At 68.3% G+C, this 12,713-nt stretch carries 12 protein-coding genes; 1 reads left to right on the top strand and 11 read right to left on the bottom strand.

The genetic code is table 11. The annotated features are described in order from the left end of the window. Positions 1-320 precede the first annotated feature (320 nt). A complete protein-coding gene (locus AC1D29_RS28340) occupies positions 321-1,028 on the top strand; it encodes a FadR/GntR family transcriptional regulator (protein ID WP_477903897.1) in 708 nt (235 codons plus the stop codon). Positions 1,029-1,119: 91 nt separating this feature from the next. On the opposite strand, the gene AC1D29_RS28335 is transcribed toward AC1D29_RS28340, so the two are convergent. From AC1D29_RS28335 to mmsB, 11 genes are all read right to left on the bottom strand, one after another. Continuing rightward, positions 1,120-2,646: a UxaA family hydrolase gene (locus AC1D29_RS28335; RefSeq protein ID WP_477903895.1), complete on the bottom strand. Its 1,527-nt coding sequence runs from the start codon at positions 2,644-2,646 to the stop codon at positions 1,120-1,122. Then, complete coding sequence (locus AC1D29_RS28330; protein WP_477903893.1) at positions 2,636-2,965, bottom strand: L-rhamnose mutarotase; 330 nt, start codon at positions 2,963-2,965, stop codon at positions 2,636-2,638. The genes AC1D29_RS28335 and AC1D29_RS28330 overlap by 11 nt, the downstream gene beginning before the upstream one ends. 14 nt (positions 2,966-2,979) lie before the next feature. Then, complete coding sequence (locus tag AC1D29_RS28325) at positions 2,980-4,125, bottom strand: mannitol dehydrogenase family protein (RefSeq protein WP_477903891.1); 1,146 nt, start codon at positions 4,123-4,125, stop codon at positions 2,980-2,982. After that, positions 4,119-5,129: a zinc-binding alcohol dehydrogenase family protein gene (locus AC1D29_RS28320; protein WP_477903889.1), complete on the bottom strand. Its 1,011-nt coding sequence runs from the start codon at positions 5,127-5,129 to the stop codon at positions 4,119-4,121. Before AC1D29_RS28320 ends, AC1D29_RS28325 begins: the two co-directional genes overlap by 7 nt. Before the next feature lie 4 nt (positions 5,130-5,133). Beyond that, a complete protein-coding gene (locus AC1D29_RS28315; protein ID WP_477903887.1) occupies positions 5,134-5,982 on the bottom strand; it encodes an amidohydrolase family protein in 849 nt (282 codons plus the stop codon). Then, positions 5,982-7,004 carry an aldo/keto reductase gene (locus AC1D29_RS28310; RefSeq protein ID WP_477903885.1) on the bottom strand — a complete coding sequence of 341 codons (1,023 nt, stop codon included), beginning with the start codon at positions 7,002-7,004 and terminating at the stop codon, positions 5,982-5,984. Before AC1D29_RS28310 ends, AC1D29_RS28315 begins: the two co-directional genes overlap by 1 nt. Before the next feature lie 31 nt (positions 7,005-7,035). After that, positions 7,036-7,977: a substrate-binding domain-containing protein gene (locus tag AC1D29_RS28305; protein ID WP_477903883.1), complete on the bottom strand. Its 942-nt coding sequence runs from the start codon at positions 7,975-7,977 to the stop codon at positions 7,036-7,038. Positions 7,978-8,006: 29 nt separating this feature from the next. Beyond that, positions 8,007-8,990, bottom strand: coding sequence for an ABC transporter permease (locus AC1D29_RS28300; protein WP_477903881.1), 984 nt, complete (start codon positions 8,988-8,990; stop codon positions 8,007-8,009). Beyond that, positions 8,987-10,549 (bottom strand): sugar ABC transporter ATP-binding protein, encoded by a 1,563-nt coding sequence (locus AC1D29_RS28295; protein ID WP_477903879.1) that lies wholly within the window; start codon positions 10,547-10,549, stop codon positions 8,987-8,989. Before AC1D29_RS28295 ends, AC1D29_RS28300 begins: the two co-directional genes overlap by 4 nt. 199 nt (positions 10,550-10,748) lie before the next feature. Next, positions 10,749-11,516 (bottom strand): substrate-binding periplasmic protein, encoded by a 768-nt coding sequence (locus tag AC1D29_RS28290; protein WP_477903877.1) that lies wholly within the window; start codon positions 11,514-11,516, stop codon positions 10,749-10,751. A 22-nt stretch (positions 11,517-11,538) separates the two neighbouring features. Next, positions 11,539-12,708, bottom strand: coding sequence for a multiple monosaccharide ABC transporter permease (gene mmsB, locus AC1D29_RS28285; RefSeq protein WP_477903875.1), 1,170 nt, complete (start codon positions 12,706-12,708; stop codon positions 11,539-11,541). Positions 12,709-12,713: the final 5 nt, after the last annotated feature.

The raw sequence follows: 12,713 nt of genomic DNA, 5'->3' as shown, positions 1-12,713 counted from the left end.
ATGCGGCGGTGGTTGTTCACCTGCGTCTCCTGTGGCGCGCCTGTACCGAGCGCTCTATGGGCTTGCCTTCCTGACGGCTCAACCCGCTGCCGAAGTGCGCGCGGGGCGACAGCGTTGTCAAAAGCTGTACGGTTCGCGCTTGGGTATCGGCAGCAGTGGTCAAACCAATTTGGTCTTGCCACTTTGCCACATCCGAAAATCGGTCTTACCGGTGCATACCCGAATACCTGTCGTCCTCCGGCATTGACGCCCTGCGGATCGAAATCAACTGTTTGCGATAACATTTGGTCTGTCCACTTTGTCAGGGAAGCAACATCCAAATGCCAAACCCCCACCGCGCCGGCGAAGTGCGTCGGCAATATCAGCTGGTCGCCGACAGGGTCCGTGCGCTGATCGAAGAGGAGGGAATCACCACGGGGTCCCGCCTCCCGGCAGAGCGTGAACTGGCGCTCCAACTCGGCGTTTCGCGGCCATCGCTGCGCGAGGCGCTGATCGCGCTGGAGATCGACGGCCGCGTGGAGATCCGTGGCGGTTCGGGTGTGTATGTCTGCACACCGCCACCGGATGGTGAACTGGCGACGTCGGCCCTCGGCGAAAGCCCAGCGGAGCTGGCGCAGGCGCGCGTCGTGGTGGAGAGCGCCATCGTCACGCTCGCAGCGGCGCGGGTCACGAAGGCGTCCCTGCACCGGGTCGAGGACGCGTTGAACGCGATGCGGGAAGACCATGCGAATGGCCGCAAGCCCGTCGAGTCGGACCGCCGCTTTCATCAGAGCATTGCCGAGATGGCCGGCAACTCGGTATTGGTCGGCATGGTGGGAACGCTCTTCGATGGCCGGCACACCCCCATCGCGTCACGCATGAGCGGGCGGACCGAGAGCACTCACACCTGGCAGGCCGCTCTTTCCGAGCACGAGGCGATCTACCGTGCGCTGGAGGCCCGCAATCCTCAGGCCGCGGCCGCCGCCATGTGCAACCATTTGCAGGCCTCGCTGGGCCGCTGGGTCGGCGAGAGCAACGGGGCCGTCTGAAGCCTCGCTGCTGCAAGGCAGTTGGGGGCTTCTGCCCATCGGCGGGGGCGCTATCGATCTTCGCCGAAGAGTCGGCCTGCACGGTCGCGCGTCACATCACGGCGCCGAGCTGCCAGGGCACGAACTCGTTGTCGCCCAGGTCGTGTGTTTCGCTGAGCGTCGCGCGGCCCGAGGCGGTGTCCAGCATCAGGCGAAAGAGCGCCTCGCCGGCTTCGGCGACGCTCTGGGTGCCGTCCACGATGCCGCCGGCGTTGAAGTCCATGTCCATGCGCATGCGTTCGAACAGCGGCGTGTTCGTCGCCAGCTTCAGCGACGGCGTGGGTTTGCAGCCATAGGTCGACCCCCGGCCGGTCGTGAAGCAGATCAGGTTGGCGCCACCGGCCACCTGGCCCGTGGCCGACACGGGGTCATAGCCCGGCGTGTCCATGAAGACGAGGCCGGCGGTCTGCACGGGCTGCGCATAGCCAATCACGTCCATCAGCGTGCTGCTGCCGCCCTTGGCAACCGCCCCCAGCGATTTCTCGAGGATGGTGGTGATGCCGCCGGCCTTGTTGCCGGGCGAGGGGTTGTTGTCCAGCTCGGCGCCGTTGCGGGCTGCGTAGTCCTCCCACCAGCGCAGGCGGTCCAGCAGTCGCTGCGCCACGTCGGGTGATGCGGCACGGGCGGTCAGCAGATGTTCGGCGCCGTAGATCTCAGGCGTCTCCGACAGGATGGCCGTACCGCCGTGGCGCACCAGCAGATCGACCGCCGCACCGAGCGCCGGATTGGCGCTGATGCCTGAATAGCCGTCGGAGCCGCCACATTGCAGCCCCACGACCAGCCGGGAGGCAGCCGCGGTCTGGCGGCGCGCCAGGCCGGCTTCGGCAGCCAGTTCGCGCACCAGCGCCTGGCCGCGCTCGATCGCCTCCCGGGTGCCGCCTTGCTGCTGGATGGTCAGGCTGCGCATGCGCGCCGCGTCGCCGATGCCATCGAGCAGCGCGCCGACCTGATTGACTTCGCAGCCGAGTCCGACCACCACCACCGCGGCGAAGTTCGGGTGGATGGCATAGCCGCGCAAGGTGCGCCGCAGCAGCTCCAGGCCTTCACCCGCGCCCATGCCGCAGCCGCTGCCGTGCGTGATGGCGACGACGCCGTCGACACCGGGCAGCGCCGAGCCGCCTTCGAAGGCGCGAGCGATCCCCTTGCAGACGCTGGCCGAACAGTTGACGCTGGATATCACGCCGATGTAGTTGCGGGTGCCGACGCGGCCGTCGGCCCGCACATAACCTTCAAAGCTGGCGGCCTCGTGCAGGCCGAAGGCCGGAGCCGCGCGGCCTTCAGCTGGCGATGGCGGCAGCGCTGCGGCCATGCCGAGGTTGTGGGCGTGGACGTGCTCGCCGGCCGCGATCGGGGCGCTGGCCACGCCGATGGGCTGGCCGTACTTCAGCACCGGCTCGCCGGCCTGGATGGCCCGCAAGGCCACCTTGTGGCCGGCGTCGATCGAGTCCGTGACATTCAGCGCTATCCCATCGGGGCGAGCGACCTCGGTTCCCGGGGACAGGCGAACGCGTGCCACCGCGACGTTGTCGCGGGCATGCAGCACGATCAGCGCGTCTGCTGGCAGCAATTCAGTCGACATGGAAGACGCATTCCATGGCCGCCCAATGCTCGCCGGCGGCGCGGCTTTCCAACGGAAGTTGGCAGGGGCTGCAGAAGGTCCACCAGCGGCGGGTTTCGACGTCGGCGGCGATGGCCGCCATGTCGGCCTCGTAGTCGCTGCCGTGGTACTCCCAGTAGCCGAACAGCAGGTTCTCCGGCTCGCGCAGGAAGATGCTGTAGTTGCGAATGTTGGCGAGGGCCAGGCGGGCCAGCACGGCGGGCCAGACGGCGGCGTGCAGGCGCTTGTACTCGGCGATGCGGCCCGGCTCGATGCCGATGACCATGCCCATGCGTTGCATTGCGTGTTCCTTGTTCAGTGGGCGGCGAGCGCGGCCCGCAGGCGCGGCTGAGGCAGCCCGGGCACGTGCTCGCGCGCGAGGTCGACGACCGGTTGCAGGCGCCGTGCCTTCTTGAGGACGTGGTTCTGGGCGATGTCGGCCAGGCGGTGGGCCAGGAAGGGGTTGAGCAACCGGTCGCGCAGCACGGCGAGGTAGTCGCGCGCCTCTTCGCCTTGTCCGAGCGCTTCGAACACCGGCAGCACCTCCTGCTCCCATGCCTGCTCGAGCGGGTTGCGCAGGGTGGGCTCATGCATGGCTTGACGCACGGTCATGTCGGCGGCGAGACGGGCCGTCAGCCACCCCTCGGCAAGCAGGGTGTGGCCGAGGTTGAGCAGGAACAACTTGAGCCGCTCGTAGCGGGCGAGGTCATCGGTGAGGATGATGTCGGGATGGCGGCAGGGCAGCTGCAACCGCGGCTGGGACTCGACGGCCCACAGTGCATACGGCTCGGCCACGGCGCCCACGGGCTCCAGGGCTTCCGAGACGATGCGGTCCACCAGCGAATTGCCCCAGACCGGCTGTGTCTGCAGCCAGTCGACGAAGGCGGGCGCGCATTGCCATGCCCGCGCCAGCGCCACGACCAGCTCGCGCAGGGCATCGCCGTTGCGCGACACCAGTTCGCAGGGCAGCAGCGTCAACTCGGCGCCCGGCCGAGCCTGCCAGCGATCGTGAAGCAGCACAAGCAGCTTGGCGGGGAAAGAGGCGGGCGCCGTGGCGCCGTCGGCCAGCAGGCCCGCGGCGTCTTCCGGCGCCAGTGCCCAGCCACCGTCGCCGGTGTTGGAGACGATCACCTGCACCGGCCCGCGGGCTCGTGCGCGCACGGCCGTCCAGTCGTCGGCGGCATGGAAGGCTTCACGCACGGACCTGCAGGTCTTGCGGGACTCGACGGGTTGCCCGTCGGACAGCCCGCGCACCACGACGTCGAATCCTTCGGCACGCGCCAGCGCCTGCGTGCGCATCGTGCTGGCCGGGTTGCCGGTGCTCTGCACGACCGTGATGCCGCCCAGTGCCTCGCCGCGCTCGGCCGCTTCGCTGACGAACAGGTCGACATGCGCCTGCAGGAAACGGCTGGTGCCGAACTGCAGGATCGGCTGGCCTTCCCTCGTTGCCGGATTCAGCATTCGACGATGGCCTTGATGACGCCTTCCGCTGGGTCAAGCAGGCGCGGGAAGCCGACAGGTACTTCAGCCAGCGTCATGCGGTGAGTGGCGAGCGCCGCGTCGGGCACCAGGCCCTCCCGCATCGCCTTCATGACCGTCTCGAAGTCTTCCGTCGTGGCGTTTCGGCTGCTGAGCAGCGTGGCCTCGCGCTTGTGGAATTCGGGGTCGGAGAAGCGGATGTCACCCTGCACGATGGACACCAGCACGTAGCGCCCGCCGTGGGCGATGAAGCGAAAGCCCCGTTCCATGGCACCGGGGTTGCCGGTGGCATCGAACACCACGTCATAGAACTCGCCATCGGTGAGTGCCGACAGCTGCGCCTCGTCGCCCTCGCCGAGCGGCACGGCCGCAGCCACGCCGACATGCTTCAGCGCGAAATCGAGCCGGTCTTGGCGGCCATCCAGGGCCGTGACGACCGCGCCGCGCAGACCGGCAAAGATCATTGCGCCAATGCCGATCGGGCCTGCACCCACCACCAGCACGCGCTGGCCGGCGGCGACTTCGCCGCGCCGCACGGCATGCGCACCGATGGCGAGGAATTCCAGCATGGCGGCCTGGTCCAGCGTGATGTCGCCTGCCTTGCCAACGAAGCGCTGCGGCACGCTGACATATTCGGCGAAGGCGCCGTCGCGATGCACGCCCAGCACCTGGATGCGCACGCAGCAGTTGGTCTTGCCCTGGCGGCAGGCGATGCAGTGGCCACAGGACAGATAGGGCATCACGTAGGCCGCGTCGCCTGGCTTCAGCCCACTGTCCGCGTCGGCTTCCTCCACGATGCCGGACAGCTCGTGCCCCATGACGCGGGGGTAGTTCAGATAGGGCTGGTGGCCCGTGAAGATGTGTAGGTCGGTGCCGCACACGCCCACACGCTTGACGCGCAACAGCACCTCGGCGGGGCCGCGCTCCGGGCGCGGGCGGTCGTGGGCGACGAGGATGCCGGGGGATTCGCAGGAAACAGTCAGCATGGTGCTAGTCAGTCAAGGCAAGGCGGTAGATGCGATTGGCATTACCCCCGAAGAGCGCACGTAGGTCGTCAGGCTGGGGAATGGGTTGAAACTGGTGAGCCAGCTGGTGGGCGAGCTGCCACCAGTCGGCGTAATCGGCGGCCAGGCGCAGCACCGGCCAGTCGCTGCCCCACAGCAGGCGCTGGGGGCCGAACAGCGTCCACAGTGCCTGGGCGTAGGGGTGAAGCGCTGCGGCGTCGCGGCGCTCACCGGCCTCTGTCAGCAGACCCGAGAGCTTGCAATGGACCTGGGGGAGGGCGGCCAGCGCGGCCACGTGGGTTTGCCAGGGCTCGATCTCGCCGCGTGCGATGAACGGCTTGGCTGCATGGTCGATGACGATGCTCAAGCCTCGATGGCGCTCGGCGAAGCGGCGCAGCCCGGGCAACTGCCGCGGCAGCACGAGCGCGTCGAACACCAGGCCGTGGCGCTGCATGGCCTCGGCGGCCGGGTCACAGGCGGGGTCGGCGATCCAGTCGTCGTCCGGCAAGTCCTGCAGCATGGGGCGCAGGCCCTTGAGCAGTGGGTGGCGGGCCAGCGCGTCAATCTGCGCGGCCGCATCCGCCGCCTTGAAGTCGACCCAGCCGACGACACCCTTCACCCACGGCGTGCGCTCGGCCACCGACAACATCCAATGCGTGTCAGCCACGCTGGGCAGCGATTGCACGAGCACGGTGGCATCGACGCCGGCTGCCTGCAATTGGGGTGCCAGGTCGTCGGGGCCGAAGTCACGGTGGATGGCCTGCAGCGAAGCCGGCGGCCACTGGCACTCGCGGTCGACCAGGCGCCAGAAGTGTTGATGTGCGTCGACCCTCATCAGTCGTCCTGCGGGCCGCTGTCGGGCAGGGGCGCGTTGCCGGCGATGAGGCCGCGGCCACGCAGTCGGTGCCAGAGCTCGCGCGGGATGGCGCGAGCCATCCAGGCGGCGTTGGCCGCCACCTGCTCGGGCGAGCGCATGCCCGCGAGCACGCTGGTGACGGCCGGATGCGCGAGCGGGAACTGCAGGGCCGCCGCCTGCAGCGGCACCCCGAACTCCGCGCAGGTGGCGTCCAGGGCCCGGGCCCGGCGCATCACCTCCGGTGGCACGCTGCCGTAGTTGTACTTGGCCTGGCCGGCCAGCAGGCCCGAGTTGAAGGGACCGCCGATAACCACGCCGACGCCGGTCGCCGCGCAATGGTCCAGGAAACCGAGGCTGCCCTGCTCAAGCAGGGTGTAGCGGCCGGCCAGCAGCACGCAGTCCAGCGCTGCGGCGGCCAGTGCCTGCTGCGCCACTTCCCATTCATTCACACCCAGGCCGATGGCCTTCACGACGCCCTGGCTGCGCAGCTCCTCCAGGGCGCGAAAGCCGCCGCCCGTGGTCAGCGCGTGCCAATGAACGTCGTGCCCGTCGCCGTGGGTCAGGCGGCCGATGTCGTGCACCAACAGCATGTCGATGCGTGCCAGCCCCAGGCGCTGCAGGCTGTCCTCGAAGGAGCGCAGCACGCCGCCGTAGCTGTAGTCGTACACCGGGCGGTAGGGCAGCGGGTCGGCCCAGTCGTCACTGCCGGCCGCCACCGTCGGGTCGGCATGCATGACGCGCCCGACCTTGGTGGACAGCACAAAGCTGTCGCGCGGGTGGCGTGACAGGAATTCGCCCACGCGGCGCTCGCTGCGCGTGTAGCCGTAGAACGGGGCTGTGTCGAAATAGCGGATGCCGGCGCTCCAGGCGGCCTGCAGCGTCGCGGTGGCCGTGGCGGTGTCCACGGCTTCGTACAGGCCGGCCAGCGCGGCGGCGCCCAGGCCCAGCGTGGTCAGCGGCAGACCGGCGCCAGGAAGGGAGCGACTGGGAAGGCGGTTCATGTGTTGCAGTGAAAGTCGTCGCAGGTTCACTTCAGTACAGGACGGCCTTGGCCTCGGGCGACTGCAGGTTGGCCTTGCTGACCCACACGACACCGGTGTCGCGGAACTTGGACACGGGCTTCTTCTGCAGCACGTCGGACACGGTCTTCACGCCGAGGTAGCCCATCTGGAAGGAGCTCTGCACCGCGATGCCCGCGAGCGTGCCGTCCTGGACGAATTTCTGCAGGTCCTGGTTGCCGTCGAAACCGATCGCGACCAGCTTGCCCGCGCGGCCGCTCTGCACCAGGGCGCGGCCCATGCCGACGGCGGTGGGCTCGTTGGCGCCGAAGATGGCTTTCAGGTCCCGATGGGCAGCCAGCACGTCGGTGGTCTGGTTCATGGCGGTCGCCATCTGCGACTGCGAATAGAAGGGCCCGACGATCTCGAGCTTGGAGTTCGCCTTCAGATAGCTCGTGAAGGCGCCCACGCGGCCGACCTCGGAGCCTGCGCCCGCCACGAAGGACATGACGGCCACCTTGCCGGTGGTGCCGATCTTGTCGATCAGCTGCTTGGCACAGAGCTCGCCAGCGGCGCGGTTGTCCGTTGTCAGGAAGGATTGGTAGTAGGGTTTGCCGGCCTCGGACACATGGGAGTCGATCAGCACGACCGGGATGCGCGCTTCCCAGGCCTTCTTGATGACCGGTACCAGCGCGTCGGGGTCCGAGGGGGCCAGCACGATGCCGGCGACACGCCGGTTGATCGCGTTCTCGACGAGGTTGACCTGGTCGGCTATTGCCGATTCGCTGGCCGGCCCGGAGAAGGTCAGCGTGTGGCCTGGAATTTCCTTGATGGCGGTCTCGGATCCCTTGTTGACGTTTTGCCAGTAGGTCGAGTTGGTCGTCTTGACGATGACGGCGATCTCGCCGGCCTGGGCTGCGGCACCGAGCAGGGCCAGGCAGGCGCTCATGAGCGCGTGGATCAAATGGCGGGGCATGGAATGTTTCCTGGGGATGGAACCGGTCTTCAACGCCGGTTGCGGAGTTGGTCGATCCAGACGGTGACGAGGATGACCAGGCCGATGATGATTTGCTGCGTGAAGGACGAGACGCCGTTCATGTTCAGCCCGTTGCGCAGGATGCCGATGACGAACGCGCCGATGAGCGTGCCGGAGATCGTGCCGACGCCGCCGAGCAGCGAAGTGCCGCCGATGACGGCCGCCGCGATGGCGTCAAGCTCGTACATGACGCCCTCGTTGGGTTGCGCGGTGACGAGGCGGGACATCAGCACGCAGCCGCACAGACCGGCCAGCGCGCCCGAGGCGACGTAGGCGAACATCGCGACGCGCCCGACATTCACACCCGACAGCCGCGCCGCCTCGCTGTTGGAACCCACCGCGTGCAGATGCCGCCCGAGCGTGGTGCGCCGGAGCAGCATGCCGGCCGCGATGGCCAGCACGATCATCAGCAGCACGGGGTAGGGGATGCCGGGAAAGACGACGTCGGGGAAGCCCTGTTCGTCGATCTTCTCGATGCGCCACAGCGCGCCGTTGCCGAGCGCGCCGAAGGCCTCGCCCAGGCCCGAGATGGCTCGCGCGTCAGTGAGCTGCAGCGCGACACCGCGCGCCACCAGCATCATGCCCAGCGTGGCGATGAAGGGCGGCAGCCGCAGCCGCGTCACGCACAGGCCGTTGATGGCACCGCACAGCGCGCCGACGACGACGCCCAGGACCATGGCGGGCGCCACCGGCATGCCGCTCTTGACCAGCATGCCCGCCACCACGCCGGACAGGGCCAGCACCGAGCCGACGGACAGGTCGATGCCACCGGTCAGGATCACCAGCGTCGCGCCGATGCCCAGGTAGACGATGGTGGTCACCTGCAGCGACACCGTCATCGCGTTGCCGACCGAGAAGAAGGCGTTGCTCGTCAGCGAGAAGACGAGCATCAGGATGAGGAGGCCCGTCAGCGCGGCGAATTTCTGGATCAGATCTTTCTGGCGGTCGTTCATGTAGTCGGTTCAAGGAGGGCCGCGCTGCGCATGGCCGGCTCGGAGGAGCCGACCGAGGCATGGCGAATGACGTCGTGCTGGCTGCACTGGCGGGTCTCCAGCATGCTCGCGAGCTGGCCCTGGCGGAACACGGCGACGCGGTCGCTCATGCCGAGGACTTCGGGCAGCTCCGAGCTGATCAGCACGACGCCGACGCCCTCGGCCGCCAACCGGTCCATCAGCGCGTAGATGGCGTACTTGGCGCCCACGTCGATGCCGCGCGTCGGTTCGTCGAAGAGGATGACCCGGGCCTGGCGGAACAGCCATTTGGCGATGACCACCTTCTGCTGGTTGCCGCCCGACAGCAGCCGGGCGATCTGGTCCGGCGACGGTGTGCGGATGGCCAGCTCGGCGATGTAGCGCTCGGCGGTGCTGCGTTCGCCGGCCGCGTCGATGAAGCCCAGGCCACTGGCCAGCGCGCCCAGGTTGGCCAGCGTGATGTTGTGGGCCACGCTCATCTTCACCGCCAGCCCGTGGGCCTTGCGGTCTTCCGAGACATAGGCGATGCCTGCGGCGATGGCATCGCGCGGCGAGCGGATGTCCAGCCGCTCGCCGGCCAGTTCAACCTCGCCACCGTCGACCGCATCGGCGCCGAACAGCGCGCGCGCAACCTCGGTGCGGCCGGCGCCCACCAGGCCGGCGAAGCCGAGGATCTCGCCGCGCCGCAAATCGAAGTTCAGTGGCCCGAAGACGCCCTCGCGCCGCAGGCCGCGCACACGCAGCAGCACTTCGGAGGAAGGCTGCCGCGTCGCCGGCGGGAATTGCTGGTTCAACTCGCGGCCCACCATCAAGCTGACGATCTCGTCGATGGAGGTCTCGGCCCAGAGGCGCGTCGCGATGTAGTGGCCGTCGCGCAGCACGGTGACCCGGTCGACGATCACATCCAGCTCGTCGAGCCGGTGCGAGATGTAGACGATGCCCACGCCTTCGCGCTTGAGGTCTTGCACGACGTTGAGCAAGCGCGTCGCGTCGGCCTCGCCCAGCGAGGAGGTGGGCTCGTCCATGATGAGCAGCCGCGCCTGCATCGATAGGGCCTTGGCGATTTCGACCATCTGCTGCTGGGCGATGGACAGGGTCGAAACCTCGGCGTCGGGATCGATATCCACGCCCAGGCGCTGCAGGCAGGTGCGAGCCCCTTCGCGCTGCCGGGCGCTATCGACGAACCAGCCGCGGCGCGGCTCGCGGCCGAGCCAGATGTTTTCGGCCACCGTCAGGTGGGGCACCAGGTTGAGCTCCTGGTGAATCATGACGATGCCCAGGGCCTGCGCATGGTGCAGCCCCTGGATGCGCACAGGCTCGCCATCGATGTGGATCTCGCCTTCGTCGGGGGTGTAGACGCCGCTCAGGATCTTCATCAGCGTCGACTTGCCGGCGCCGTTCTCGCCGCAGATCGCATGCACTTCACCGCCGCGCACGTCCAGCGCCACGCCCGACAGGGCGGTGACGTTGTCGAAGCGTTTGCAGACGCCCTGCATGCTGAGCAGGGGCGAGGGCGGCGAGGAAGCGGAGAGCGCGGGCATCGCGGCGGGGAGGGCGCGTTGGAATGGCAAAGTTTGCGGTCTTGCCACTTTGCCATAAGTTTGTTATTTGGTCAGACCAGTGCTTACCCGTGGTCGTGACGCTGGGGAAGGATCGTCTCTTTGGTGCTGTTTGGTCTTACCAAAACTTCGTTCCGGCGAAAAAGCCCGCGTCCAGCATGGATGCCTGAACGCCCGGTTTTCAGCGGTATCGGTTCAGCACTGACGCCAGCGAGCCGTCCACCATCATCCGGTCGATGGCCTTGTTCAGCGGCTGCAGCAGCGCCGGCTTGCCGGGTGTCAGCGCGCAGCCCAACTGGTAGTGCTCGACTTCAAGGATCTCACGCAGTCCGGCCTCCGGGTTGAGCCTGACGTAGTAGGCCAGCGCGGCGCGATCCGTGACCGCGTAGCGCACACGGCCGAAAGCCAGCCGGCGCAGGTTGGTCTCGGCATCGGCAACGTCTTCCCGCCGGATCTGCTGCCGGAATGCCGAGACGAGGGCGGGATAGTGGTAGCCCAGGACCGTACCCAGCGGCTCGTCCGCCAGCGTCTGGAGCTGCGCCACGGCGGGGGCGTTCGCGCCCGCCGCGATGATCCCCGTGCCCGACAGGAAAAGACGCGTCCAGAGCAGCGTGCCCTCGAGCCACTCGGGTTTGACGTAGCACAGCAGATCGGCAGCCCCTGACGCCACGGCGGGGCCTGCGCGCTTGCTGGGCAGCGGCACGAACACCGGCTTGAGGCCCAGGCGCTGCGCCAGCAGTTCGCCGAGTTCCTTGAGCACGCCGTCGACAGGCTTGTCCTCTGCCATCCTGAGCATGGGCATGGATTGGCTGGTCGGCGCGACGATGCGCAGCGACTGCGGCTCGGCGGCCTGCGCGGCCGGGTGCGCTGCCATCAGTGCCAGGATCAGCGTCCACCGCTGCCATCGCCGCTTCGGCGCGTCGACGTGGAGAGCGGCTTGCTGCGTCATGGCATCACCGGGCTGGCCGGCGTCAGCCGCCCTTGCGGCGGTTGTAGACGTCGAAGACCACGGCGGCCAGCAGCACGACGCCCTTGATGACCTGTTGCCATTCGATGCCCACGCCGAGGATGGACATGCCGTTGTTCATCACGCCCATGATGAAGGCGCCGATGACCGCGCCGAGCACCTTGCCGACGCCGCCCGACGCCGAGGCCCCGCCGATGAAGCAGGCGGCAATCACGTCGAGTTCGAAGCCCAGGCCCGCCTTGGGCGTGGCCGTGTTGAGGCGGGCCGCGAAGACCAGGCCGGCGAGCGCTGCCATGACGCCCATGTTGGCGAAGCACAGCAGCGTCAGCTTCTCCGTCGGCACGCCGGACAGCCGCGCGGCGCGTTCGTTGCCGCCGAGGGCGTAGACGCGCCGGCCGAGCGTCGTGCGCTGGGTCAGGAAGACGTAGGCGCCGATCAGGGCACCCATCAGCAGCAACACGTTGGGCAGGCCCTTGTACGAAGCCAGCAGCCACACCAGCGCAGCCAGGGCGCCCGACTGGGCCAGCAGCCGCAGGCTGAACAGCGCCGCCGGCTCCGGTGCCGCGCCGCGCGCTTCGGACTTGCCGCGCGCGGCCAGCTCCCGCCAGGCCAGCCAGGCCACCAGGCCGAAGCCGATGACGAGCGCGCTGAGGTGGTGCTCCTCGCCCCCTGGCCAGTCGGGCAGGAAGCCGCTGCTGAGGAGCTGGAAGGTGTCCGGGAAGGGGCCTACGGACTGGCCGCCCAGCAGTGCCAGCGCCAGGCCCTTGAACACCAGCATGCCGGCCAGGGTGACGATGAACGAGGGGATCTTCAAATAGGCGACGAACCAGCCTTGCAGAGCGCCGATGAGCGCGCCGGCGACCAGGCAAACGGCGGCGGATGGCAGCACCGGCCAACCCCGCTCGACCATCAGGATGGCCGCCAGGGCGCCGATGAAGCCACAGATGGAACCCACCGACAGGTCGATGTGGCCGGCGACGATGACGAGCAGCATGCCGAGGGCCATGACCACGATGTAGCTGTTCTGCAGGAACAGGTTGGTCAGGTTCAGCGGCTGCAGCAGGGTGCCGTCGGTGAGCACCTGGAAGAACCCCATGATGCAGACCAGCGACAGCAGCATGCCGTAGTCGCGCAGATGCGATGCGAGGAAGTTGCGCAGGGACGAAGAAGGCATGGCGA

This window comes from Roseateles sp. P1_C6, assembly GCF_056406315.1.
This window is presented reverse-complemented; position numbering and strand designations above follow the sequence as displayed.

Excerpts from the sequence above, each read along its gene's own strand:
- AC1D29_RS28340 (WP_477903897.1), top strand. The coding sequence starts at position 321 with ATGCCAAACCCCCACCGCGCCGGCGAAGTGCGTCGGCAATATCAGCTG.
- AC1D29_RS28335 (WP_477903895.1), bottom strand. The coding sequence starts at position 2,646 with ATGTCGACTGAATTGCTGCCAGCAGACGCGCTGATCGTGCTGCATGCC.
- AC1D29_RS28330 (WP_477903893.1), bottom strand. The coding sequence starts at position 2,965 with ATGCAACGCATGGGCATGGTCATCGGCATCGAGCCGGGCCGCATCGCC.
- AC1D29_RS28325 (WP_477903891.1), bottom strand. The coding sequence starts at position 4,125 with ATGCTGAATCCGGCAACGAGGGAAGGCCAGCCGATCCTGCAGTTCGGC.
- AC1D29_RS28320 (WP_477903889.1), bottom strand. The coding sequence starts at position 5,129 with ATGCTGACTGTTTCCTGCGAATCCCCCGGCATCCTCGTCGCCCACGAC.
- AC1D29_RS28315 (WP_477903887.1), bottom strand. The coding sequence starts at position 5,982 with ATGAGGGTCGACGCACATCAACACTTCTGGCGCCTGGTCGACCGCGAG.
- AC1D29_RS28310 (WP_477903885.1), bottom strand. The coding sequence starts at position 7,004 with ATGAACCGCCTTCCCAGTCGCTCCCTTCCTGGCGCCGGTCTGCCGCTG.
- AC1D29_RS28305 (WP_477903883.1), bottom strand. The coding sequence starts at position 7,977 with ATGCCCCGCCATTTGATCCACGCGCTCATGAGCGCCTGCCTGGCCCTG.
- AC1D29_RS28300 (WP_477903881.1), bottom strand. The coding sequence starts at position 8,990 with ATGAACGACCGCCAGAAAGATCTGATCCAGAAATTCGCCGCGCTGACG.
- AC1D29_RS28295 (WP_477903879.1), bottom strand. The coding sequence starts at position 10,549 with ATGCCCGCGCTCTCCGCTTCCTCGCCGCCCTCGCCCCTGCTCAGCATG.
- AC1D29_RS28290 (WP_477903877.1), bottom strand. The coding sequence starts at position 11,516 with ATGACGCAGCAAGCCGCTCTCCACGTCGACGCGCCGAAGCGGCGATGG.
- mmsB (WP_477903875.1), bottom strand. The coding sequence starts at position 12,708 with ATGCCTTCTTCGTCCCTGCGCAACTTCCTCGCATCGCATCTGCGCGAC.